At 57.6% G+C, this 22,353-nt stretch carries 23 protein-coding genes and 1 riboswitch; of the genes, 16 read left to right on the forward strand and 7 right to left on the reverse strand.

The window, feature by feature from the left end; all coding sequences use genetic code 11:
- Nucleotides 1-639, forward strand: a 639-nt coding sequence (locus tag QMZ18_RS18975; RefSeq protein ID WP_282607918.1) for a flagellin, incomplete at its 5' end; no start/stop codon positions are given.
- 70 nt (nt 640-709) lie between these two features.
- Here the strand turns inward: QMZ18_RS18975 and QMZ18_RS18980 are convergent.
- Both QMZ18_RS18980 and QMZ18_RS18985 read right to left on the reverse strand, forming a co-directional pair.
- Nucleotides 710-1,777, reverse strand: coding sequence for a hypothetical protein (locus QMZ18_RS18980; RefSeq protein ID WP_282607919.1), 1,068 nt, complete (start codon nt 1,775-1,777; stop codon nt 710-712).
- Between the two features lie 193 nt (nt 1,778-1,970).
- Nucleotides 1,971-2,447, reverse strand: a complete 477-nt coding sequence (locus tag QMZ18_RS18985) for an Lrp/AsnC family transcriptional regulator (RefSeq protein WP_282607920.1) — start codon at nt 2,445-2,447, stop codon at nt 1,971-1,973.
- 116 nt (nt 2,448-2,563) lie between these two features.
- On the opposite strand from QMZ18_RS18985, the gene QMZ18_RS18990 reads away from it, so the two are divergent.
- The 6 genes from QMZ18_RS18990 (at nt 2,564) to QMZ18_RS19015 (ending at nt 10,367) form a co-directional block, all read left to right on the forward strand.
- A complete protein-coding gene (locus QMZ18_RS18990; RefSeq protein WP_282607921.1) occupies nt 2,564-3,748 on the forward strand; it encodes a diaminopropionate ammonia-lyase in 1,185 nt (394 codons plus the stop codon).
- A 277-nt stretch (nt 3,749-4,025) separates the two neighbouring features.
- A riboswitch (cobalamin riboswitch) is annotated at nt 4,026-4,250 on the forward strand.
- Nucleotides 4,251-4,442: 192 nt separating this feature from the next.
- On the forward strand, nt 4,443-5,222 hold the full coding sequence (locus QMZ18_RS18995) for an ABC transporter ATP-binding protein (RefSeq protein ID WP_282607922.1): 780 nt from the start codon (nt 4,443-4,445) through the stop codon (nt 5,220-5,222).
- A gap of 15 nt (nt 5,223-5,237) precedes the next feature.
- Complete coding sequence (locus QMZ18_RS19000) at nt 5,238-6,197, forward strand: ABC transporter substrate-binding protein (protein WP_282607923.1); 960 nt, start codon at nt 5,238-5,240, stop codon at nt 6,195-6,197.
- Nucleotides 6,198-6,236: 39 nt separating this feature from the next.
- Entirely contained in the window at nt 6,237-7,295 is a 1,059-nt protein-coding gene (locus QMZ18_RS19005; protein ID WP_282607924.1) for an iron ABC transporter permease, read from the forward strand.
- A 206-nt stretch (nt 7,296-7,501) separates the two neighbouring features.
- On the forward strand, nt 7,502-9,142 hold the full coding sequence (locus QMZ18_RS19010; RefSeq protein WP_282607925.1) for a tetratricopeptide repeat protein: 1,641 nt from the start codon (nt 7,502-7,504) through the stop codon (nt 9,140-9,142).
- Nucleotides 9,143-9,215: 73 nt separating this feature from the next.
- Complete coding sequence (locus QMZ18_RS19015; RefSeq protein WP_282607926.1) at nt 9,216-10,367, forward strand: fatty acid desaturase; 1,152 nt, start codon at nt 9,216-9,218, stop codon at nt 10,365-10,367.
- A 105-nt stretch (nt 10,368-10,472) separates the two neighbouring features.
- Here QMZ18_RS19015 and QMZ18_RS19020 read toward each other — a convergent pair whose 3' ends face one another.
- The 4 genes from QMZ18_RS19020 to QMZ18_RS19035 all read right to left on the reverse strand — a co-directional run bounded on the left by QMZ18_RS19020 (nt 10,473) and on the right by QMZ18_RS19035 (nt 14,040).
- Nucleotides 10,473-11,249 carry a YggS family pyridoxal phosphate-dependent enzyme gene (locus tag QMZ18_RS19020; protein ID WP_282607927.1) on the reverse strand — a complete coding sequence of 259 codons (777 nt, stop codon included), beginning with the start codon at nt 11,247-11,249 and terminating at the stop codon, nt 10,473-10,475.
- Between the two features lie 29 nt (nt 11,250-11,278).
- Nucleotides 11,279-12,367 carry a metal-dependent hydrolase gene (locus QMZ18_RS19025; RefSeq protein WP_282607928.1) on the reverse strand — a complete coding sequence of 363 codons (1,089 nt, stop codon included), beginning with the start codon at nt 12,365-12,367 and terminating at the stop codon, nt 11,279-11,281.
- A gap of 79 nt (nt 12,368-12,446) precedes the next feature.
- Nucleotides 12,447-13,094 carry a DUF6064 family protein gene (locus QMZ18_RS19030; protein WP_282607929.1) on the reverse strand — a complete coding sequence of 216 codons (648 nt, stop codon included), beginning with the start codon at nt 13,092-13,094 and terminating at the stop codon, nt 12,447-12,449.
- Between the two features lie 34 nt (nt 13,095-13,128).
- Nucleotides 13,129-14,040, reverse strand: a complete 912-nt coding sequence (locus QMZ18_RS19035; RefSeq protein ID WP_282607930.1) for an aldo/keto reductase — start codon at nt 14,038-14,040, stop codon at nt 13,129-13,131.
- A gap of 186 nt (nt 14,041-14,226) precedes the next feature.
- Here QMZ18_RS19035 and QMZ18_RS19040 point away from each other — a divergent pair, with 186 nt between their 5' ends.
- The 9 genes from QMZ18_RS19040 (at nt 14,227) to QMZ18_RS19080 (ending at nt 21,365) form a co-directional block, all read left to right on the forward strand.
- On the forward strand, nt 14,227-15,039 hold the full coding sequence (locus QMZ18_RS19040) for a formylglycine-generating enzyme family protein (RefSeq protein WP_282607931.1): 813 nt from the start codon (nt 14,227-14,229) through the stop codon (nt 15,037-15,039).
- A 152-nt stretch (nt 15,040-15,191) separates the two neighbouring features.
- On the forward strand, nt 15,192-15,380 hold the full coding sequence (locus tag QMZ18_RS19045; RefSeq protein WP_322097241.1) for a periplasmic nitrate reductase, NapE protein: 189 nt from the start codon (nt 15,192-15,194) through the stop codon (nt 15,378-15,380).
- An 8-nt stretch (nt 15,381-15,388) separates the two neighbouring features.
- The gene (gene napF, locus QMZ18_RS19050; protein WP_282607932.1) at nt 15,389-15,937 is read left to right on the forward strand and encodes a ferredoxin-type protein NapF; all 549 of its coding nucleotides are present in this window, start codon (nt 15,389-15,391) and stop codon (nt 15,935-15,937) included.
- On the forward strand, nt 15,930-16,211 hold the full coding sequence (locus QMZ18_RS19055) for a chaperone NapD (protein WP_282607933.1): 282 nt from the start codon (nt 15,930-15,932) through the stop codon (nt 16,209-16,211). Before napF ends, QMZ18_RS19055 begins: the two co-directional genes overlap by 8 nt.
- An 11-nt stretch (nt 16,212-16,222) precedes the next feature.
- Nucleotides 16,223-18,730: a nitrate reductase catalytic subunit NapA gene (gene napA, locus QMZ18_RS19060; protein WP_282607934.1), complete on the forward strand. Its 2,508-nt coding sequence runs from the start codon at nt 16,223-16,225 to the stop codon at nt 18,728-18,730.
- A 23-nt stretch (nt 18,731-18,753) separates the two neighbouring features.
- Entirely contained in the window at nt 18,754-19,224 is a 471-nt protein-coding gene (locus tag QMZ18_RS19065; protein WP_282607935.1) for a nitrate reductase cytochrome c-type subunit, read from the forward strand.
- Nucleotides 19,225-19,245: 21 nt separating this feature from the next.
- The gene (locus tag QMZ18_RS19070) at nt 19,246-19,836 is read left to right on the forward strand and encodes a NapC/NirT family cytochrome c (protein ID WP_282607936.1); all 591 of its coding nucleotides are present in this window, start codon (nt 19,246-19,248) and stop codon (nt 19,834-19,836) included.
- Between the two features lie 194 nt (nt 19,837-20,030).
- Nucleotides 20,031-20,909 (forward strand): penicillin-binding transpeptidase domain-containing protein, encoded by an 879-nt coding sequence (locus tag QMZ18_RS19075; protein WP_282607937.1) that lies wholly within the window; start codon nt 20,031-20,033, stop codon nt 20,907-20,909.
- Nucleotides 20,910-21,020: 111 nt separating this feature from the next.
- Nucleotides 21,021-21,365: a cupin domain-containing protein gene (locus QMZ18_RS19080; protein WP_282607938.1), complete on the forward strand. Its 345-nt coding sequence runs from the start codon at nt 21,021-21,023 to the stop codon at nt 21,363-21,365.
- Here QMZ18_RS19080 and QMZ18_RS19085 read toward each other — a convergent pair.
- Nucleotides 21,362-22,261 (reverse strand): LysR substrate-binding domain-containing protein, encoded by a 900-nt coding sequence (locus tag QMZ18_RS19085; protein WP_282607939.1) that lies wholly within the window; start codon nt 22,259-22,261, stop codon nt 21,362-21,364. The genes QMZ18_RS19080 and QMZ18_RS19085 overlap by 4 nt on opposite strands.
- Between the last annotated feature and the right edge of the window lie 92 nt (nt 22,262-22,353).

The raw sequence follows: 22,353 nt of genomic DNA on the forward strand, positions 1-22,353 counted from the left end.
TCCCAGGGTGCTTCGATGGTTCAGGTTGCCGACGGCGGCCTGGCACGTATCGGCGACGTTCTGCAGCGGATGAAAGCCCTGGCGGCGGCCTCGCTGTCCGGTGTTCCGACCGATAACGAACGTGCTTTCATCGACGCAGAATTTTCCGAGCTGACCAACGAAATCAACGGTATTGCGTCGACAACCCGCTTTAACGGTGATTCGCTGCTCAGCGGTACCACGACAAACACGTCCTTCTTTGTCGGTACCGATGCTGCCGATCTGATCTCGGTCAACTTTACGTCGCTGGCCGGCGGTACGGCCGGAACAACCTTCGGTGCGACTGCCCTGGGTATCGCATCCACCGTTGCGACCGCAGCCAATGCGGCCTCCGCGATGGCCCAGGTTGATACGGCCATTGACACGATCTCTGAAGCGCGTGCCAACGCTGGTGCGTTCATCTCGCGTTTTGAGTTCCGTGGTCAGCAGATTGCGACTTCTACCGAGAACATCCAGGCCGCTGAATCGGCCATCTCCGACGTCGACCTCGCGGCTGAACAAGCCAAACTGGTGTCGTCGCAGGTGTTGGTCCAAGCCTCGGTCTCGGCCTTGTCACAGGCAAACCAGATCCCGCAGTCGCTCCTGCGAGTTCTTCAGTAGGCTTAGTAGACACTTTTTAGGGAAGGGCGGCGTGCGCATTACGCCGCCCTTTCTGATTCTATGACTGGCTTCATTCCACGCCCAGGCGCTCGCTCGCCATCCTGGTTCCATCGACACGCGCCTTGATCTTGGCGAAAGCTGTTGCTCGTGCGGTCACGATGTCGTCGCCGAAGGGCGAGAAACCACAGTCGTCGGTTGTTCCCAGATTGCTGACGCCGATATGCTCCGCAGCCTCCATCGCGCGTTCGCAGACGGTTTCAGCCGATTCAACGGTCTCGTTGATCGGATCAATGACTCCGATATAGATTTTTTGCCCGGCACGCCGTTCGCGCGCGATGATGTCCAGCACCCGGGGACGGTCCGGTTCGCTCGCCATCTGAATAAAGAAACGTCCCGCGTTGAGGGCGAAGAGATCAGGCAGAAGTTCGGCGTAGTCGACATCGGCGGAATGGGTGGAATCGTGATCGCCGCCGGGGCAGGTATGAACGCCGATCATGGACTTTTCGTCTTCCGTGAAGCGATCGATCACCGCATTGTTCAGCGCGATGAAGTCTCTCAATAGGCTCCGGGAGGGATCAATTTTGCAGGACAAACGGCCTTCGGTGAAATCGATCTGCACGCTGACGGCGCCGGCATCGATTGCCGACCGGATGTCTTTGGCGCATTCGTCGATAAGGTCGGCGATGAAGGCGTCGCGGCTGTAGCCTTCGATCCCGTCCTGCGGATAGATCAGGCTCAAGGCCGAAGGGGCAATGACCGCCTGTTTGATCATCTTGCGGCTATGTCTGCGGGCCTGTTTTACATAGTCGCCGGTGAAGGCACCGTAGCGAAATGGGCCCTGGGTCAGGCGCGGTAACTGCCGCGTATGGCCATCCTCGAAGGGAATGACAACGCCATCTGCGGCCAGATTGCCCATACCCGCCAGTGGATAAGACACGAAGCTCGGTTTCGACTGTTCGCCATCGGTGATGATTTGCGAACCGGTGGCTTCCATCTCGGCGATGGTTTCTGCAACCGCCTGGTCCGCGGCAGCCGCGAAGCCGACATCGTCAAGCGTTCCCTCCGCGTGTTTCTGCATTGCCTCGATAAGATAGGCCGGGCGCGGCACGCTGCCGATCGCCTCTGTCGGAATCCCCATAACAGCCTCCCGATTTATATTTATTTTTTTGGATGCTTTAGGCTCGCACCCTCTTCACAGAATTACAATGCTGCTTACGGCGGTGCAGGTGGTCATGCTGCCCAGTTCCCAATCCTCAATTCCCAGTATCCAGCATTCAGCCCGAGCGTGGTGCTGTCAGAGAGCAAAGGTCTTGAACGGCAACGCCAGCCTGTTACAGACGCAGCTCCATCTTCGCCTTCACGCGGTCCATTGACACAAATGTACGAAACTTGCGCACGATCTCGTTCTCAAAAAACAGACTCCGCGTTAGTTCTTCATATTCAGCCATGCTTCCGACGACCATCAACAGCATGAAATCAACTTCACCTGTTACGTAGTAGCATTGCTGTATTTGTGGGGTTTCAGAGAAGAGTTTCTTGACCGTGTCGATCCCCTCGGCCGTTTCACTCACCAGTTCGACTTCAACGATGATCGTCAGAGGCAACTCGACTTTCGTGGGATCGACAATTGAGACGTTGGCCGCAATGACACCGGAGTTCTCCATACGCCTGATCCTTCGCTGAACGGAAGGGGCGGAGAGATTCACCTGCTCACCAATCACACGATGCGGGACTGCATTGTCCTTCTGCAGAATCCTCAAAATGGCCAGATCAAATGTGTCCAGCACGGCACTGGTATTTTCTTTCAAACCGCGGCCCTCTATGAACAAAACTTGCAAAATATAGGCTGTTATAGAGCAAACAAACCAACCGTTTTGCAATAAATATACATATCTATCTCATTGAAGGGTCAGGAAGCCGAACCATGCTGAGCAACTTCGAAACCGCGACAGTCGCCCACACCAAAGGCCCCCGTCTTTCCGGGCAGGCCGCCGAAAGCGTGATCAATTCAAAGGACTTTGATGCCGCGAGAGTGGAGATTACCGCCTGGCCAGGCTACGCGCCGACCCCACTTGTGGAGCTCGGAAACCTGGCTGCGAAACTGTCGGTCGGAAATGTGCAGTACAAGCATGAAGGGCCACGCTTCGGACTTGGCAGCTTTAAAGCGCTGGGCGGTTCCTATGCGGCCTTCCGGGTCCTGCAGCGCGAGCTTTCTAAGGCGCAGGGTTATACAGTGCCCCTGGCAGAAATCAGTGATGAGAAGTTTTCGGATTTTGCATCACGAACCACCGTCGTTTCCGCAACCGACGGCAATCACGGGCGCGCTCTTGCCTGGGGTGCGCAACGCCTGGGGATGCCCTGCCGCATCTATATTCATGCAGAAGTCGCGGAAGAACGCGCCGAGGCGATACGCAGCTTCGGCGCCGAAGTGATCCGCGTCGATGGCGATTATGATGCATCGCTCGCGATGACCCGTGCGGAGGCGGCGGCAAACAATTGGTTCATTGTCTCGGACACGTCCTGGCCGGGTTACACCGATACACCCAGGGACGTGATGGCCGGCTATGGCGTCATGGTCCATGAAATCAATCAGGAGCTTGAATGCGCACCCACACATGTGTTCCTTCAGGCTGGCGTCGGGGGACTTGCGGCCGCGGTAACGGCGGCGCTCCGCCAGCATTGGGGGGCCGATAGTCCGAGAGTCATTATCGTGGAACCCGACTTGGCGCCGTGCCTGATGGCCAGCGCGAAAGCCGGAAAACTGACGGTGGCGCCAATCTTCAATGAAACCTTGATGGCGGGCCTGTCCTGCGGCGAACCTTCGCAAATTGCCTGGGAGATCCTGGCGGAAGAAGTGTCAGATTTTATGACCATCCCCGAGAGCCTTGTGGCACCTGCCGTAAGACTGATGGCAAAGCCGATTGACGGCGATCCAGCTCTTGAGGTTGGAGAAAGCGCGATTGCCGGATTGGCCGGGCTGATCTGTGCGGCAACACAAAGTGGATTGCGCGACAAGGTTGGCCTTGATGAAAGTTCCCGGGTTCTGCTGATCGGCTCCGAGGGCGTGACTGACCGTTCCTCCTTCAACGAAATGACAGCCGCGGCTTAGCAAAATCCTGGATGCGGGTGTAAGAGCTCGGCACTCGGCTCGATTCTGAGAAATCACTTGTTTGCCATTAATAGTTATGTAATAACATTACAATTGATGGGCTATGGATGACGGCGAGGTCGGCAATCGACATATGAGTTGCGTAGGAGTGAAGGAGTTTTTGGGGAAACATTTCTAATGCAGACTTCTTTCTGCGTTTAGGTAAACCTAACGACGACAACGGGTTTCGCACCTTCAAGAACCCGACAAATCCAAACTTGACAAGTTGCGTGATTCGCTTCTTTCTGAGCGCGATGGTTCTCGGAGTCTGAAGCTGCCTCCGGGATTAAAAGGGAACACGGTGCGGCGTACCCATCAGGGACCAAAACCGTGGCTGCCCCCGCAACTGTAAACGGTGAGTTTTTTCCGAACGAGGCCACTGGCCGGACGAAGTCCGGATGGGAAGGCAGGGAAAAATCCGTAGCCGTGAGCCAGGAGACCTGCCGTCGCTTGTTCAACTCAGCCCGGACGGGGTGTTCCGGTGGAGCGACGAACATGATCGGAAGTACGACCCTTTCCGGATCTTTGTCGGCCCGCTGACTCCACCTTGCAGTGCTGTAGGGGTGTGCATGGAAAAGAGCGGGCAGAAGCGGTGGCGCCATCGCATTCGCGTCTGGAATGGCGGACAATTTTCGACCCTTGCGGAGCGGGCGTGATGCCGGCTGCGCTCGAGGTTCGGAATCTCTCCTGGGGCGTCGACGGCAAGGCGCTTTTGGCGGATGTCAGCTTCACAGTTGCGCCGGGTGAAACCCTGGCTGTTGTCGGGCCGAACGGCGCCGGCAAATCGAGCCTCTTACGCTGCCTCTATCGTTATATCAAACCCGCCCAGGGCACCGTTCGGATCGACGGCGAAGACATCTGGGCCTTGAGCGCCCGGGCCTCCGCCCGCCGGATCGCCACGGTGCTGCAGGAACAGCCTGCGGACTTCGGACTGACAGTGCGTGAGGTCGTGGCACTCGGCCGGACACCCTACCGGAAAGGCCTCGCGGGAATTGGTTCGCATGATCGATTGATGATCGACGCCTCACTCAGCCGGATGAAACTCGGCGATCTGTCCGGACGTCAACTCACCTCCCTGTCAGGTGGTGAAAAGCAGCGGGTGATGGTCGCCCGTGCGTTGGCGCAGGAACCGGAACTGATCATTTTGGACGAACCGACCAACCACCTGGACATCCGTCACAAGCTCGAACTGCTGACCATGATGCGCGGCCTGAGCCCGACGGTGATCGCAAGCCTGCATGATCTGAACCTGGCGTCCGTATTTTCCGATCGCGTCTTGCTGCTCTCCGGCGGCCGGGTTCTCGGTGAGGGCGCGGCGGTTGATGTTCTGACCGCTGAACGGGTCCGCGACGCTTTCAAGGTCGACAGCTTTATTGACGCGGAACCCCTGACCGGTGCGCCGCGATTTTCGTTTCAACTGCCATCCAACACCTGAAAGGATACCTCAAAGATGCTCCGAGCGTTTTCCCGGCTCACTTTTGGTTTAAGCGCGATCCTGCTGAGCGTTTCCTCTGCCGCGGCCGAGCCTGTCACCGTCAAGAGCTGCAATCGGGACGTGGTCTTCGATGCGCCGCCGCAAAGGGCCGTCTCGAACGACGTCAATCTGACTGAGATGATGCTGGCGTTGAAGCTTCAGGACCGTATGGTCGGCTATACCGGCGTCTCCGGCTGGAAGACCCTTGATGAAAAACTGCGCGCCGGTATCGAGGAACTGCCTGAGCTCTCGCCGAAGTATCCGAGCAAGGAGGTTCTGCTGGGAGTCGATGCGGATTTCTATTTCGCCGGCTGGAATTACGGCATGAAAGTGGGCGGCGACGTCACGCCGGAGAGCCTCGATCCCTTCGGCATCAAAGTCTACGAACTGACCGAGTCCTGCATCCACATCATGAAAAAGAACAAGGCCTCCATGGAGGACATGTATGCGGATCTGCGCAATCTCGGCGCGATTTTCGACGTGCGCGAGCGGGCAGAAAGTCTTGTCACCGGCTATCAGGCAGAGCTGGCGGCCTTTGCTTCGAAACTCAGCGCCAAGGCGGAACCTGTCCGCGTCTTTGTCTATGATTCCGGTGAGGATCAGGTCTTTACCTCGGGCCGCTATGGCATTCCCACCGCAATGATCGAGGCTGCGGGCGGGCGGAACATTGTCGATGATGTCGAGGCTAACTGGGTCAAGATCGGCTGGGAAGCCGTGGTCGAGCGTAATCCCGAAGTGATCGTGATCGTCAACTACGGCCAGGTGACCGCCGAACAGAAGCGTGCCTTCATGATGAGCAACCCGGCCTTCAAGGATATCGATGCAGTCAGAAACGACCGATTTGTTACCCTGGAATACGTCGAGGCGACACCCGGACCGCGCAACATCGGCGCAATCAAGCGTCTGGGTGCTGCTTTCCATCCCGAAATGTTCTAACCGGCCGTATTTGAAGCGAGCCCGAGCGGAGAAAATTTGATGTCCAGCGAAACCATAGGAGCAGGTCGGATTGCCTTAGAGCGTGGCCTTCCAAGCCTGGGTTTCTATGGCACGGGCTTCATTCTGCTGGCCGTTTCAATCCTGGTGGCGGTTTCTCTTGGGGCGGTCACGATCCCCCTGGAGACCGTCTGGGCAATCGTGGCCAATAAAATTTCTCCTGACACGATCGACGTGACCTGGTCGCGCGGGCGCGAAAACATCATCTGGGAGATCCGCTTTCCGCGGGCGTTGCTCGCCGCACTGGTGGGGGCCGGGCTTGGCATGGTGGGGGCAGCGCTGCAGGCGGTGACCCGCAACCCGCTCGCCGATCCGCATTTGCTCGGTATTTCTTCCGGGGCGGCATTCGGTGCCATTCTGGTGTTGCTGCACACCGGGTTGTTTCTCGGCCTTGCGACCGTACCCTTGTTCGCTTTTTTCGGTGCCCTGGCCGCGACTGCCGTCGTCGTAACGGTTTCACGACTTGCCGATGCGACCAGCGTTGGGCGCCTCGTCTTGGCCGGTGTTGCGGTCTCCTTCGTGATCATGGCACTGGCCAACCTTTTGATCTTTCTGGGCGATCCCAAGGCGACACATACAGTCGTGTTCTGGATGCTCGGCGGATTGGGTCTCGCGCAGTGGAGCCATCTGCTATACCCCCTGGCAGCACTGGTGATTTGCGGCGCTTATCTGCTGTTCCATGCTGGTGAACTCAACGCCATGACCATCGGCGACGAGACTGCCACGACCCTCGGCATCCAGGTGACACGCTTCCGTTTGGGCGTCTTCATCTGCACGGCATTACTTACCGGCGTACTGGTCGCTTTCTCCGGGACCATCGGCTTCGTCGGGCTTATGATCCCGCATATCGTTCGCTTCATTGTAGGCGGCGACAATGCCAGGGTTCTGCCGCTCTCGGCGCTGGCCGGCGCGATTTTTCTGGTCTGGGCCGATGTTTTTTCCCGCCTGATTCTGGCACCGGAGGATATGCCGATCGGCATCCTGACGGGTTTTGTCGGCGGTCTGTTTTTTATTTTCTTGCTGGGCCGCAGACGCCCCTGAACCGATAGGCTCGAGCGCTTTGCTCAGGCAATCTCCGTGGGGCTTCATTACCGACCCACGGATTTGGCCGAATCTGTTGGTGACCAGCGATTCCGGATGAGGAAATTCACCGGAAACCGATCTCAGAATGATATTATCGCTGCTCGGTTCTTTATTCGTTCAATTGAAATCCATCGTTCAGTGCAAGCTAATCGGGGGAATCGTTAATGGCTTACTATGATCTTGGAACACATTCACGGGCGGTGACAACGTCCTCACCAACCGCCCAGCTCTGGTTCGACCGCGGGCTTGTATGGATCTACGCCTATAATCACGAAGAGGCGATCGTCTGCTTTCAAAAGGCGCTTGAGGCCGACTCAGACTGCGCCATGGCGCACTGGGGCATCGCCTACGGGATCGGTCCCAACTACAACAAGCCCTGGGAAGCATTCGAAGACGACGAGAAACCCGATGCGTTGACTCAGGCCAGGAATGCGGTCGCGCAGGCATCAAAGCTCTTGGACAAAGTGACGCCGGTCGAAAGAGCGCTGATAGAGGCGATTTCACACCGCTATCCCGAGGATGCCTCCATCGAGGATTTCGCACCCTGGAACGACGCCTTCGCCGATGCCATGCGCAAGGTCCACGAGGCCCATTCCAATGACCTAGACATCTGTTCCCTCTTCGCCGAGGCCATCATGAACCGGACCCCCTGGCAGCTGTGGGACCTGCCGTCCGGCCAGCCAGCTGAGGGCGCGGACACGCTGGAAGCCATCACTGTGCTCGAGACGGCTTTTGATCGGCTTGATGGTGCCTGGGATCATCCTGGCCTGCTTCACATGTACATTCACCTGATGGAGATGTCGCCGCATCCCGAACGCGCGCTGCGGCAGGGCGACCGCTTGAGCACGCTGGTCCCTGACGCCGGCCATCTATTGCATATGGCCACTCACATCGACGTGCTCTGCGGCGATTACATGAATGTCGTTTCCAGGAACCATACGGCGATCCTGGCCGACCGTAAGTTTCTGGAACGGGATGGCGCCGAGAATTTCTATTCCGTCTATCGCTGCCACAATTATCATTTTAAGATCTATGGGGCGATGTTCCTTGGCCAACCTACGCCGGCGCTCGAGACCGCCGATGAGTTGATCAAGACGCTGCCTGCGGAGACTCTGCGGCCCCTGGCGGATTGGTTCGAAGCCTTCGTTCCCATGAAGCAGCACGTTCTGATACGTTTCGGCCGCTGGCGCGACATCCTCGCCCAGAGACTTCCGGAGGACGAGGCGCTCTATTGTGTGACCTTCGCCATGATGCGGTACGCGCGCACGGTTGCACTTGCCAACACCGGCGATATCGCCGGCGCGGAAACCGAACGGGATTTTTTCCTCGCCGCGCGGGACCGCGTGCCGGAAAGCCGGATGCTCTTCAACAATACCTGCCGGGATATTCTCCAGGTCGCCGAGCAGATGCTGCTGGGCGAGCTGGAATACCACAAGGGCAATCACGAGGGCGCCTTTGGTCACCTGCGCCGCTCGGTCGAGCTGGATGACAACATGCCTTACGACGAACCCTGGGGATGGATGCAGCCAACCCGTCACGCTCTTGGCGCGCTGTTGTTGGAGCAGCGCCAGTATGACGAGGCGGAAGCGGTTTACCGGGCGGATCTCGGTCTGGACGCAACGCTCAGCCGTGCGTGCCAGCATCCGGGGAATGTCTGGAGCCTGCACGGCCTGCATGAGTGTCTGACTCAAAGAGGTGAGGCGGTCGAAGCGGCCCTGATCAAGCTGCAACTCGACAAGGCGATCGCCCGCGCAGAGGTGCCCATCAAAGCCTCCTGCTTCTGCCGCCGAAAGGCCGCCGCTTAGAGCAATCTCAGAATATTGCATCTGGTTTGGTGTCATATGCGATCTGTGTGGCTGGCAAAGACAGAGTAGAGAAATGCGAACGAACTACCCGCCACTTGATGAAGTGCGAAAAGATCTTCGAGTCAGGTGGTATCGAAGCCCCATCGGCCACGAAAGACTTCGCGAGCTTTCGAAGCGAAGCGACCTTCAGGGATGGTTTCAGGCAGGGGGACACCTCGCTTTGTTCGCTTGCTCCGGCGCCCTTACGTACTTTTTCTGGTCGCAGCAAATGTGGCTTGGGTTTGCCCTGGCTCTTTTCGCCCATGGGACGATTGCCAGCTTCTTTGCCGGGGTGGCGCCGCACGAACTTGGCCACGGCACGGTGTTTCGCACAAAATGGCTGAACAAGTTCTTCCTGTATCTCTTCAGTCTCTTCAGCTGGTGGGACCCGTTTGACTATGCTTGCAGCCACACCTATCACCATCGCTACACACAGTATCCGGAAGGGGATCGTGAAAACCTGATGCCGCTCGAGCCGTCGTTGGACTTCACCTTGCTGCTGCAGATCTTTACAGCGAATCTGTTTACGCAACCGGGCCGCAATTTTGGCAAGGGCGGGCTCTTCTCTGCGATCTTCGTCACCATCAAATCCGCCTTTGGCACAATCGGCTCCACGGAAATTCCGAGCCGGGAATGGCTGCAGGCTTTGCACAGCGATCAGCCGAATTCTGCTCGCAAGTCGATGCAGTGGTCGCGCCTGCTGCTCCTGTTCCATGGCGGCTTGATGGCGGTTTCGATTGTTACCGGCCTATGGATACTGCCGCTACTCCTGACTTTCCCATCGTTTATAGCGAATTGGAGTGCCTATTTCGTCGGTAAAACACAGCATTGCGGCCTGCGCGAATCTGTCCCCGATTTTCGAAAGAGCACACGTTCGATCACGCTCAATCCGCTCGCGGAGTTCCTCTACTGGCGAATGAACTGGCACACCGAGCACCACATGTACGCCGGTGTACCCTGCTACAATCTGAAGAAGCTCTCTCGCGAGATTGCCGAGGACATGCCGGCCCCGCGCAGCCTGTGGGGCGCCTGGCGCGAAATGCGTGAGACCTGGCGGCGGCAACAGACCGACCCGGACTATCAATTCGACACACCCTTGCCGGCGAACGCGAAAACCCGCCGGACCGATACACCGGATGAGCTTGAGAGTTCTATCGGGGAGTTGGCTCCCAAGAATTTGAAGTAAGAGGGGGAACGCGCTGTATTGAGCATAGGTGCGATCGAGGAGAGGTAAAGCGAGCCAAACACACAACAGAGTATCCATTGCGATTGGAGTAATCTGTTTTAATCTCTATCCCGTTCCCGGCCAATAGTGGCTGTCGGGCGTAGCGCGGGGGCCGAAAATCGCCTGACCGACCCGCACGAGGGTCGAGCCTTCCTCGATCGCGAACTCGAAATCACCGGACATGCCCATGGAGAGTTCGTCGAAGGACAGGCCTGCCGGCGCGTCCTGTTGTAGCTGTTCCCGAAGATTGCGCATGCGCCGGAAACAGGCCCGCACACGATGCTGGTCCTGTGAAAAGAGGGCGAGGGTCATGAGGCCGCGCACGCGAAGAGTCTCGAAAGCAGGAAGCTGCCTGACGAACGCCAGCACCTCTTCCGGCGGCAGGCCGAACTTGCTTTCCTCGTTCGAGGAGTTGACCTGAACGAAGACATCAAGACTGCGCCCCTCGATCTGCAGCCGCCGGTCCAGCGCGCCTGCCAGTTTGAGGGAATCCAGCGCCTGAAACTCATGGGCAAAGCGCGCCACGTACTTGGCCTTGTTGCTCTGGAGATGACCGATAATCGACCACTTTAGGCCGGTGAGGTCGATCATGGACTCCGCCTTCTCCTGGGCCTCCTGAACCTTATTCTCTCCGAGAAAGCGGCAGCCGGCGGCATAGGCCATCCGAATCCGTTCTTCCGGAACGGTTTTGCTCACGGGGAGCAGGCGGACCTCGCCCGGATCGCGGCTGCTGCGCTCGCAGGCAGCGTTAATCTTTTGCTGGACGGCATCCAGATTTTTGCGGAACTGGGTGACGCTAGATGCGGCTTCTGCCGGGACGGTGGATTTAGTAGCTTCCTGCATAGGAACGACTCAACGGGAATTTGACTCTCTCAGCAAGAGGTAGCTTGTGCAGCGGCTGATGCGAAGTGCCACTTGCCGTTTTGCAGGAGGGCCATGTCGGTTTCAGCGGGCCGCAGCACATAGTCTCCGGAGAGGTTCGCAATCAGCCAGTCTATATCTTCCTCTGTCGCGCGGTTGCTCGGACGCCGTTGCGGAAAGATTGCTTTCAGGCCATTGGCTGTCTCTTCCGCGATGGAGAACCGGAAAACGTATTCGGGCGTTAAGCCCATGCGCAGATCCGAGACAACCACCCGGCCATCCTCACGGTCAATCCGGTAAAAACCTTTACTGAATTCCGCCAGTTTCTGCAGGCTCGACGCGTCATCGAGACAGCCGATGGATCTGGCGCCGCGGGGGTGCGCATAGGCGGTGATGCTGTCCGTGTCGCCCAGCAAGGGGATGTAGAGATTATAGTAGCGGTCGCCGTCGATGGCGGTGGCTTTCCAGAAAATGCTGTTGAAAGGTGCGGCCGTCGCGATGATGCGCTCGGGCACGATATCCTGGCGGGCCAGGACATCGCTGGCTTTCGAGAGGGCGATCTGCTGTGCGATCAGGCCCCAAGCCATATAGGCCGTCGAGATCGCCAGGCTGAAGGTGACCGCGCGTCTCAATCGTGCCGACCAGGAACCGACGCATAGGGCCCAGATAGTGATGACAAGAAGGGGCAGCGTATAAAGCGGATCGATAATGAAAATCGACCCGGTGCCGAGCGGTTCCTTCCAGACCGGCCAGAAGAGCTTGGTGCCGTAAATGGTTGCCGCGTCGATCAGGGCGTGAGTCGCGAAGCAAAGATAGATGGCCAGATAGGTCAGGATGCGCTGGTCGCGCAGACCCTTGAACAGGCGAATCAGTCCTTCACCGAAGAGTGGTGTCACCAGGGCTTGCAGGATCAGCGAGTGGGTTGCACCTCGGTGCAGGATGAAGGAATCAATCGGATCATCGAAAGGATACAGGACATCCAGGTCCGGTACCGTGCCCAGAAGTCCACCGGTGATCGCCGCCTTACGCGGCCCTATCTTGCGGCCGAGGACGGCCAGCCCGACGCCGGAGCCGAGTACGAACTGAGTGACTGAATCCATAAAACCTTCTGCTTACAGGATTGAAACGAGTTTTTTAGTGCGCAATACCAGTGGTCATATAGCGCGGCAGGGTCGATTGTCACGTTCTCGGTTCGGGATTGGATCTGCGAAAGGCAATGAGAGTCATGGCGAAAGCCAAAGGCAGCAGGACCCAGTCCTGCGGCATTGGCAGCAGGTAGGCGACGAGGGCGCCGCTCAAACAACAGAGAAGCGGGAAGATCAGAAGGCGCTTTTGTTTATCGGGTTGACAAAAACATAAGATCCCCAGCGTAAAGACAACGGTCCCGGTCGGGCTGACTCCGACCCAGGCAATTTCGGCCAAATCCTGCCCGGCAAGGATTGAGGCCAGCGGATAAAAGATCAGTGCGATCGTCAGGCAGATTAAACCCAGCCAGCGCGCTGGTTCGTTCATTGCGCGAATGGGCTTCAGCCGGTTGCTCAGGAGTCCGCGCCAGACGAAAGCCAGGCCCTGGAGTATGAACAGGACACCGAAGCCCTGATCCCAGAAATTGATCGAGGCGAAAAACTGCAGGTGATAAACGGAGCCCGTCCAGAGCCAGAAGGCCGTCAGCACAACGCCGACGCAGCGGCCGGAGTGAGGCGCGGGTTTCAAGGCGCAGAAGATAGCGATGCCCGCCAGAATGTAGGCCAGGATCTGAAACGGCCATATCGCTGCATTGTACTGCGCCAGAAAGCTGAAAAAGACTTCCGGAGAAAAGGGGATCATGCGGCCGTTGCGGACATTTGGTCCGGTCGTTGGATCATAAGGTTTCGATGTCGGCGATCATGCGTTTGCGTAGAGCGGCGTCGGGCATCGCGCCCCGGCAGGCCGCCATATTCTCGGCCATATGATCGATCCGTGAGGTTGCGGGAATGGCGCAGGTGACTGCTGGGTGGGAGATCACGAACTTCAGCAGGACTTGCGCCCAGGTCGTGCAATCGATTTCCGAGGCCCAGCCGGGTAAAGGATGTTTCGCCAGCTTTGCGGTCAGTTCGCCCCGGCGGAAAGGCCGGTTGATGATCACGGCACGGCCATTGTCTGCGGCCAGAGGCAGTAGACGATTTTCGGCTTCGCGATCCTGAATGTTGTAGGTCAACTGTACGAAATCGAAAGGCTGTTTCACGAGGATATCGGCGAGCTCATCGTGGCGGCGTCCATGGGAGGTCGTGATGCCGGTGTAGCGTAGCCGGCCTTCAGCCTTCCAGTCCTTGAGCGTCTCCAGATGGGCCTCCCAGTCGAGCAGATTGTGGATTTGCATGAGATCGAACTGCTGCTCGCCCCAAAGGCTTTCCGATTCCCGCATCTGGCGGACTCCGAGCCACTTGGAGACGGTCCAGACCTTGGTCGCTGAAAAGAGAGGCTTCCGGTCGCCGATCCGATCCATGCAGTAGCCGATCACCTCTTCCGACGACCCGTACATCGGTGACGAGTCGACCATGGCGCCACCGGCAGCAAAGAAGGTCTTCAGGATCTCAGTGCGCTGTTCCCGGAGCTTTTCATCGTTGCCGACGTTAAAGGTGATCCAGGTCCCCATACCGACGGCCGGAATTTGCTCGCCTGTAGCCGGAATTGCATGAGTGAGGAGTGTCGGCGCTGGATCTGCTGCCATAACGGAAGAGGGTAGGATGCGGCTCGCCAGCATCTGACCGGCAAGCGCCGAAGCGGAAGCCATCATGCCTCGCCGGCTTATTCTCCTGACCGTCGTCCGATCGATCATCGTTCACCTATGCCGTCGTCTTGTTGTCTGATTTCGCCATTTTGCCAGAAACGGCCTGCATCTTCGATCAAGATTCCGCGACCTCAGCACAAGTTGCTCTTTGTTGAGTCATACTCCGGCGTCGGTATTGGGGAGTGGGGCATGCGGATTGCGTTTCTTCTGACAATTGTATGGCTTTTTGTTTCCCTGAGCGACTTTACCAGGGCCGCGGCCAGTGACTTCGATTTGGTCGAGGTTCCTGCAGGACGTGTGCAACTGGGCGATGCTCAGGGTGACGACAACGAGGTTGTCCGGAAATTCGACATTGTGGCCTTTCGCATTATGCGCCTGGAAGTCACTAACGCTCAGTTCCGCCGTTTCGTCGCAGAAAGCGGATATCGCACGACCGTGGAACAGAAAGGCGCAGGGTTTGTGTGGTGGTCCCGCTGGGATCTTCTGACGGGCGCCGACTGGCGGCGACCGCAAGGCCCCGGCAGCACGATTGCAGACAAGGCAGAGCATCCGGTCGTGCAAATTTCAGCACAGGATGGCGATGCTTTTTGCCGCCACTACGGTTTGCGCCTGCCAAGTGACGAGGAGTGGGAGTATGCCGCGCGTGGGACCGATGGCCGCCGGTTCCCCTGGGGAAACAATGCGCCCGTGTCATCTGGCGAAAAGCTGGCCAATGCGGGAACCATCGACTGCTGTGGGCCGGATGATGGTGACGGCTTTGATCGTACGGCGCCGGTTGGAAGCTTTCCTGCGGGCCGGTCGCCGTTCGGTCTGCTCGATATGGCCGGCAATGTCTGGGAATGGACCGCGAGCAGCTTTCCGGGAAGACCAGACGAGCGTGCCTTGCGCGGCGGTGGCTGGGGCAACAATCCCTATTGCCTGCGAACGGCGTACCGTCACGGCAATCCGCCGACCATTGGACTCGACATGGTTGGGTTCCGTTGCGCCGCGGACAGTGGGTGAGGCTCTGACGATTCGAAAAAAAACCGCGCATAGAGCTCTCTAACAAGCCTTGATCTAAGTCAATGCGCCCCCGCGGCGCCAAAATTATGTTATCCTCAATCGACGCTGAGAAGTCTTACGACGTCGAGCCAACAACAAGGTGAGGTGACGAGATGACTGAGACCGGCGAGAGCGGGGGTATGGCCGTGTCTGGCCAGTCACTGCGAAAACTCGAAATACGAATGTTCCTCTTCCTGACGGTCGTCCTCGCACCTGCACTGTCGGTGGCGCTGGTCGGTGGCCTGGGTTTGGCGATCTGGATTTTCCAGGCGATAGCCGGACCGCCGGGGCCGCCCGCGTGAAACCCGCGATGGAGCTTGTTCCGCATTCGGGCAAAACGTCCAACACGGCGCCAATCGAGCGACGTAGCTTTCTGCGCGGCCGTTTCAAGAAACCCAAAGAGACAGTCAAAATCCGACCGCCCTGGACAGATGAAGCCAGGATTGCAGAGGCCTGTACGGCCTGCGGCGACTGTGTTCGCGCCTGTCCGGAAGGAATCATCGTCCGGTCTGAGAACGCTACGCCGGAAGTCGATTTTTCGGCTGGCGAGTGTAGCTTTTGCGGCGCCTGTGCAGACGCATGCCAGGAGCCGGTCTTTTGGGAAAGACAGGCTCTGCCTTGGGAGCTGTCTCTGGCGATTACCGAGACTTGCCTTGTAAAGAAAGGCGTCTACTGCCGCAGTTGCGGTGACGCCTGTGCCGAACGAGCGATCACTTTTCAGCCGAAAATCGGAGGCGAAGCCGAAATAGAGTTTGTGCAATCCAATTGCACTGGCTGCGGTGCCTGCGTTTCAACCTGTCCTGTCAATGCGACCTCTCTGTCGCCGACTACGCTAATTCAGGGAGGCGGCGTTGGCTGAAGACATCAATATTTCGAGCCTGGTCGTTCAAGTCCATCCGGAATCCATGGCCGGTATCATGAATGCAATTGAGCGATTGCCCGGTGCCGAAATTCACGCCAGCAGCCCTCTCGGCAAAATCGTTATCGTCCTCGATCTGAATGACGACAGCGCTCTGTCCGACCGGATTGGGCAGATCCAGAAAATGCAGGGCGTGCTGAGCGCCTCGCTGGTCTTTCATCACGTTGAAGACGCATTCGATAGCACAACAGACGCCTCGGTCGAACAGGCGTAAGGACGAGTAACATGACACACAAAACCCCCATTTCCAGACGTGACGCGATCAAAATCAAAGCGGCGGCGGTCGCCGCGACCGCTGCTGGAATATCCGGCGGCGCTTCTGCGGCTAACTTGGTGACGGACGCTGAAGAAACTGAACTCAAGTGGTCAAAGGCGCCCTGCCGCTTCTGTGGTACCGGCTGCAGCGTGATGGTCGCGACCAAGGATGAACGGGTGGTGGCGACTCACGGCGATGTTCTTTCGGAAGTCAACCGCGGTCTGAACTGTGTCAAAGGCTATTTTCTGTCGAAGATTCTTTACGGACGTGACCGCTTAACCCAACCGCTGTTGCGCAAGACCAATGGCGTTTACGACAAAAACGGCGAGTTCACCCCGGTTTCCTGGGACGAGGCCTTCGACACGATGGCCGAGAAGTTCAAGAAGACGTTGAAGGAGAAGGGGCCGACGGCGATCGGCATGTTCGGGTCGGGGCAGTGGACGGTTTGGGAAGGCTACGCCGCTTCCAAGCTGATGAAGGCCGGTTTCCGCTCCAACAATATCGATCCCAATGCGCGCCACTGTATGGCCTCGGCGGTCGGCGGCTTTATGCGGACCTTCGGCATCGATGAGCCCATGGGGTGCTACGATGACATGGAGCACGCTGACGCCTTCGTGCTCTGGGGATCAAATATGGCAGAGATGCACCCGATCCTCTGGACTCGGGTGACTGACCGGCGGCTCAGTGCGCCTCATGTGAAGGTTGCAGTGCTATCGACCTACGAGCATCGCTGTTTCGATCTCGCCGATATTCCGATGGTCTTCTCGCCGCAGACCGACCTGGCGATACTGAACTACATCGCAAACCACATCATCCAGACCGGGCGGGTAAACAAGGATTTTGTGGGTAAGCACGTCAATTTCCGGCGCGGCAACGACGATATCGGCTATGGGTTGCGCCCTGACCATCCACGCGAAAAGGATGCCAAGAACCGCACCAAAGCCGGCGGTTCCAGCGAAATGACGTTCGAGGAGTTCGCCGACTTCGTGAAGGATTACACGCTGGACAGGGCGCATGAATTGTCCGGTGTTCCGAAGAACAGGCTGGAAGCTCTGGCGGAGCTCTATGCCGATCCCGACACCAAGGTTACGTCCTTTTGGACTATGGGTTTCAACCAGCACACCCGCGGCGTCTGGTGCAATAACCTCGTCTACAACATTCATCTTCTGACGGGGAAGATCTCCGAACCCGGCAACTCGCCGTTCTCTCTGACCGGTCAGCCTTCGGCCTGTGGCACAGCCCGCGAAGTCGGCACCTTTTCGCACCGCCTGCCGGCTGATCTGGTGGTCGCCAAGAAGGAACACCGCGACATCGCAGAGAAGATCTGGAAATTGCCCGAGGGCACCATTCCGCCGAAACCGGGCTATCACGCCGTGCTGCAGAACCGCATGCTGCGAGACGGTAAGATCAATGCCTACTGGATCCAGGTGAACAATAATCTGCAAGCGGCAGCCAACATGAACGAGGAGACCTATCCCGGTTACCGCAACCCGGATAATTTCATCGTCGTGTCCGATGCCTATCCCACCGTCACCGCCCAGGCCGCTGATTTGATCCTGCCGACCGCCATGTGGGTCGAAAAGGAGGGGGCATACGGTAACGCGGAACGGCGCACGCAGCTGTGGCACGAGCTTGTGCCCGCACCGGGCGAGTCGAAGTCCGATCTTTGGCAACTGGTGGAGTTTTCCAAACGCTTTAAGATCGAAGAGGTTTGGTCCGAGGAGCTGCTTGCCAAGAAGCCGGAATACCGCGGTAAAACGCTTTACGATGTCCTCTACCGCAATGGTCAGGTCGACGCTTTTCCAAACTCGGAAATCACCGGCGGATACGCGAACCACGAGGCCGAGGACTTCGGCTTCTACATTCAAAAGGGATTGTTCGAGGAATACGCCACCTTCGGCCGCGGACACGGTCACGATTTGGCGCCCTTTGAGACCTACCACGAGATTCGCGGGCTGCGCTGGCCGGTGGTCAACGGCAAAGAGACGAAATGGCGGTTTCGTGAAGGGGAGGACCCTTACGTCACGCCAGGCAGCGAGGTTGAATTCTACGGTCACAAGGACGGCAGGGCGCGTATCTTTGCGTTGCCATACGAGCCCGCAGCAGAATCTCCCGACGAGGAGTATGATTTCTGGCTCTGCACAGGGCGTGTGCTCGAACACTGGCATTCCGGCAGCATGACCCAGCGTGTCCCTGAACTCTTCAAGGCCTTTCCGGATGCGGTTTGTTTCATCCACCCGGAGGATGCAAGGGAACAGGGGCTGCGTCGGGGCGATGCCGTGCGGATTGTATCCCGGCGCGGGGAAATTCAGACCCGTGTGGAGACCCGGGGAAGAAACAAGCCGCCGAAAGGCCTTGTCTTTGTTCCCTGGTTCGATGCCAGCCAGTTGATCAACAAGGTTACATTGGATGCCACGGACCCGATTTCAAAACAGACCGACTACAAGAAATGTGCGGTCAAGCTGGTGAAGGCTTGAGGCTCATGAGGAGGACTAGTCAGATGTTCAGATTCTCGATTGCTCTCTGCAGCCTCGTCGCAGCAGCCTTATTGATTTTTGTGTCAGATCAGGTCTCGGCCGACGGAGTTGCGACGCTGCGCGGAGAAGCGGTGTTGAATGGTCAAAACGAAGCGCCGCGCATGATGCCCTTTATAAACAACGACATTCGGGAAGCGCGGAACTATCCGGAACAGCCGCCGGTCATCCCCCACAAGACCGACGGCTATATCGTCGATCTGAACAGCAACAAATGCCTGTCCTGTCACGCCCGTTCGCGCACCGGGGAAAGTCAGGCACCGATGGTTTCGATTACCCACTTCATGGATAGGGAAGGGCAATTCCGCGCTTCGGTGTCGCCACGCAGGTACTTCTGTAATCAGTGTCATGTGTCACAGCGCGAGGTGAAGCCTCTGGTAGGGAACGACTTCGTCGACGTCGATACCTTGCTGCTCAATCGCGCAAAACAACAATAATCCAGCCGGGAAGGCAGGCAGATGCTGAATTTCATCCGTAAATACTGGCAGGTGCTGGCACGGCCCAGCACGAGCATCGGTCTCGGTGTCCTGACACTCGGCGGTTTCGTCGCGGGGGTCATTTTCTGGGGCGGTTTCAACACAGCGCTGGAGGTCACCAACACCGAGACCTTCTGCACCGGGTGCCATGAGATGCGGGACAACGTTTTCGCGGAGCTTCAGACCACGATTCACTTCACCAACCGCTCCGGCGTGCGTGCCACCTGCCCAGACTGTCATGTGCCTCATGAATGGACGCAGAAAATCGCGCGAAAGATGCAAGCGAGTAAAGAGGTCTGGGGACATCTCTTCGGGACCATCGACACGCGCGAAAAGTTTCAGGACAAACGCATCGATCTGGCGATTCATGAATGGACCCGTCTGAAAGCAAACGACTCTCTGGAATGCCGCAACTGCCATAGTGATGAATCAATGGATATCACGCGGCAGAGCGTGCGTGCCGCCGATGCCCATGAGCGCTTTCTTTTCACTGGAGAAAAAACCTGTATCGATTGCCATAAGGGTATCGCGCATCGTCTGCCGGACATGTCACAGGTGCCGGGCTGGCAGTAACCGAGCAGTAACTGAGCAGTGTTTTCCAGCGTGGAATTTGGAGCGACTCTGCCTTGCCATAAAATGGCCATTCTTGTGCCATTGTCTGCTACTAGAAGTAGGTATATCAACCGCATCCTCTGATCTCCATGGAAGGATTTTTAGCGGTGCCTACTTCAGATGATTCCAAACGGGTTTTGGGCGGATGTTTCGCGATGATGAAAAAGCGGTCCGCGGTGGTTCGCGGCGCTGCGTTTTTGACCATAGCCGTCCTCGCTTCGGCTCCAGCTTTGCTCCTGGCAGCAACAGTGTCGCCACCCGAAGTGATCGACGTTCGCGATTTATCGGAAAAGATTGGCGAGCGCGAGGTCGTCTTTTACGCGCTGGATCTGGAGAACGGTGAAAGCTTCGCCGTGCAGCCGGGCCGGCTGGACGAACCGCACTCTCCCTGGTCGACCTTCAAAGTTCCCAATCTTCTTATTGCCCTTGAGAGCGGTGTTGCGGGCGACCTCGACTATGCAAAACAATGGGACCAGGAAAAGTATCCTGCGCGTGATTATTGGCCGAAAGCCTGGCGCAACGATCATACCTTGCGCTCGGCCTTCAAGCACTCCGTGGTTTGGTACTTCAAGGAAATAGCACTTGAAGTCGGGCTGGAACGCTACAGACAGGACGTCGTGAAATTCGGTTACGGCAATCGCGAGATCGCTGACAAACTGGACAGTTTTTGGCTCGGTGACCCCCTTGAGATTTCTCCTCGCGAGCAAGTGGCGTTCCTGACCCGTCTGCTTTCAGGTGAACTGGGCGTGTCGGACTCCAGTATGAAGGCTCTCGGCGAGGTTTCGATGTCGAGTGCCAAAGATGGCTTTGTTCTTCACGGTAAGACCGGCGCTGGACCTAGCGAATCCGGAAACTTCAAAGGTCCCTTCGACGGCTGGTATGTGGGTTGGGTCGAGCGACCGGATCAAGACCCGCTTGCGTACGCCCTGTACATAAAGGGCAAAGGCTTCAAAGCCATCCAGAACAACATCCGGCAGGATCTCTCCGTAGATCTATTGATGAAAATCGGCGCTCTGCCTGCGAACTGGAAGTAACACCTGAGCGCGATCGCTCTCGACGGAAAGGCTAGAGAGCGATCGCATATCACGTCGTTACTTGAGAGTCTGCTACACTCACTCCATCAGGTGACAATGGAGACCGAGTTTATGACCAAACCAGATGATCGCCCCTACAGTATTGAAGGGCGGCAATTGATTGCCGAAACACCGGACCTGCGGGTACAGATCCTGACTTTGGCTGCGGGTGAGGAAGTTCCTTGGCATTATCACAGCGAGATTGCCGATAGTTTCATCTGTCTCGACGGTCCCATGCTTGTCGAGACCAGGGCGCCGCGCGTGAACCATCGGCTCGAGACAGGCGAAAGCTGCGACGTGCCGGCGAAGACAGCACACCGTGTGAGCGGGGAAGAGGGCGGTGCCTGCCGCTTCGTGATTGTCCAAGGTGTCGGCACCTATGATTACATTCCAATCACCCAGGCTTCGGACGGTTAACCCTCTGTGAGGGATGTTTCCTTTTTAAGCCAGTCGATTGCAGTTGTGACGGCGACACGCTCCTTCGCTTGAGGATCGCGGACGATCCAATAGGCGTCTGGTATTTCGATGCGATTTTCCCCGAACGGACGCACCAGCGCTCCCGAAGCGACATCGTCACGGGCGAGCCTGTCGCGCGCGAGGGCGACGCCCTGGTTTTGACTGGCGGCTCTTAACACCAGATCCGACGAGGCGAACCGCGGGCCCGTGCGCAGGTTCAATCCTTTGAGTGGATAACGCTTTTGCCAGCTCTGCCAGGCTGCCTGCGGATCCCGGTCGTGGATCGCCCGGATGCCAGTCAGATCGTTGTTTGACAGCTTTCGCCGCTTCTCTTCCCACAGGTTACGGCCGACCACCGGATAGAGTGCGTCATCCATCAGTGCTTCACACACAAGGTCTCTCCAGGGGCCGCGCCCCATTCGGATGGAGAAGTCGCTAGTGCCTGTGGCCTGATCCGTCAGCTTTTGCTCGATGACGATGGAGACTTCGATCCAGGGGTGTGCTTCTTCCAGAGCGGGAAGACGTGGTAGGAGCCATCTAGCTGCGAAGGAAGGTGTGGTCTCGATTGTGATGCTGTTGCCCCTGCGCTGCTCCCGCAACGATTCGACCGCCGACTCAAGCGCTCTCAAACTGGAAAGCGATGCGCGTCCCAGGGCTTCGCCTGCTGGAGAGAATATGAGCAGACGATGCCCCTCGCGTTTTTCAAACAGCTCGACCCCAAGCCAAGCTTCGAGTTCGCGCAGATGACGGCTGACCGACGAGTGGGTGACTTCCAGCAGGCGGGCGGCCGGGCGGACGCCCCCGGAATCGTAAACAGCGGCAAATGCTCTGAGCGCATTCAGAGGAAGGTTTTTCATGGTCTCAATAATAGACCAAAAATATTAATTTTGAGAACAGTAAATTCTGCAATCTGTCTTTATGTTCCCTGCGTTAGCTTTTTGAACGTGGA

The sequence above is a fragment of the Pelagibius sp. Alg239-R121 genome, assembly GCF_947331435.1.
Lineage (GTDB): Bacteria > Pseudomonadota > Alphaproteobacteria > Kiloniellales > Kiloniellaceae > Denitrobaculum.

Coding starts and splice junctions, on each gene's coding strand:
- QMZ18_RS18980 (WP_282607919.1), bottom strand. CDS start 1,777: ATGGGGATTCCGACAGAGGCGATCGGCAGCGTGCCGCGCCCGGCCTAT.
- QMZ18_RS18990 (WP_282607921.1), top strand. CDS start 2,564: ATGCTGAGCAACTTCGAAACCGCGACAGTCGCCCACACCAAAGGCCCC.
- QMZ18_RS18995 (WP_282607922.1), top strand. CDS start 4,443: ATGCCGGCTGCGCTCGAGGTTCGGAATCTCTCCTGGGGCGTCGACGGC.
- QMZ18_RS19000 (WP_282607923.1), top strand. CDS start 5,238: ATGCTCCGAGCGTTTTCCCGGCTCACTTTTGGTTTAAGCGCGATCCTG.
- QMZ18_RS19005 (WP_282607924.1), top strand. CDS start 6,237: ATGTCCAGCGAAACCATAGGAGCAGGTCGGATTGCCTTAGAGCGTGGC.
- QMZ18_RS19010 (WP_282607925.1), top strand. CDS start 7,502: ATGGCTTACTATGATCTTGGAACACATTCACGGGCGGTGACAACGTCC.
- QMZ18_RS19015 (WP_282607926.1), top strand. CDS start 9,216: ATGCGAACGAACTACCCGCCACTTGATGAAGTGCGAAAAGATCTTCGA.
- QMZ18_RS19020 (WP_282607927.1), bottom strand. CDS start 11,249: ATGCAGGAAGCTACTAAATCCACCGTCCCGGCAGAAGCCGCATCTAGC.
- QMZ18_RS19025 (WP_282607928.1), bottom strand. CDS start 12,367: ATGGATTCAGTCACTCAGTTCGTACTCGGCTCCGGCGTCGGGCTGGCC.
- QMZ18_RS19030 (WP_282607929.1), bottom strand. CDS start 13,094: ATGATCCCCTTTTCTCCGGAAGTCTTTTTCAGCTTTCTGGCGCAGTAC.
- QMZ18_RS19035 (WP_282607930.1), bottom strand. CDS start 14,040: ATGGCTTCCGCTTCGGCGCTTGCCGGTCAGATGCTGGCGAGCCGCATC.
- QMZ18_RS19040 (WP_282607931.1), top strand. CDS start 14,227: ATGCGGATTGCGTTTCTTCTGACAATTGTATGGCTTTTTGTTTCCCTG.
- QMZ18_RS19045 (WP_322097241.1), top strand. CDS start 15,192: ATGACTGAGACCGGCGAGAGCGGGGGTATGGCCGTGTCTGGCCAGTCA.
- napF (WP_282607932.1), top strand. CDS start 15,389: ATGGAGCTTGTTCCGCATTCGGGCAAAACGTCCAACACGGCGCCAATC.
- napA (WP_282607934.1), top strand. CDS start 16,223: ATGACACACAAAACCCCCATTTCCAGACGTGACGCGATCAAAATCAAA.
- QMZ18_RS19065 (WP_282607935.1), top strand. CDS start 18,754: ATGTTCAGATTCTCGATTGCTCTCTGCAGCCTCGTCGCAGCAGCCTTA.
- QMZ18_RS19070 (WP_282607936.1), top strand. CDS start 19,246: ATGCTGAATTTCATCCGTAAATACTGGCAGGTGCTGGCACGGCCCAGC.
- QMZ18_RS19075 (WP_282607937.1), top strand. CDS start 20,031: ATGATGAAAAAGCGGTCCGCGGTGGTTCGCGGCGCTGCGTTTTTGACC.
- QMZ18_RS19080 (WP_282607938.1), top strand. CDS start 21,021: ATGACCAAACCAGATGATCGCCCCTACAGTATTGAAGGGCGGCAATTG.
- QMZ18_RS19085 (WP_282607939.1), bottom strand. CDS start 22,261: ATGAAAAACCTTCCTCTGAATGCGCTCAGAGCATTTGCCGCTGTTTAC.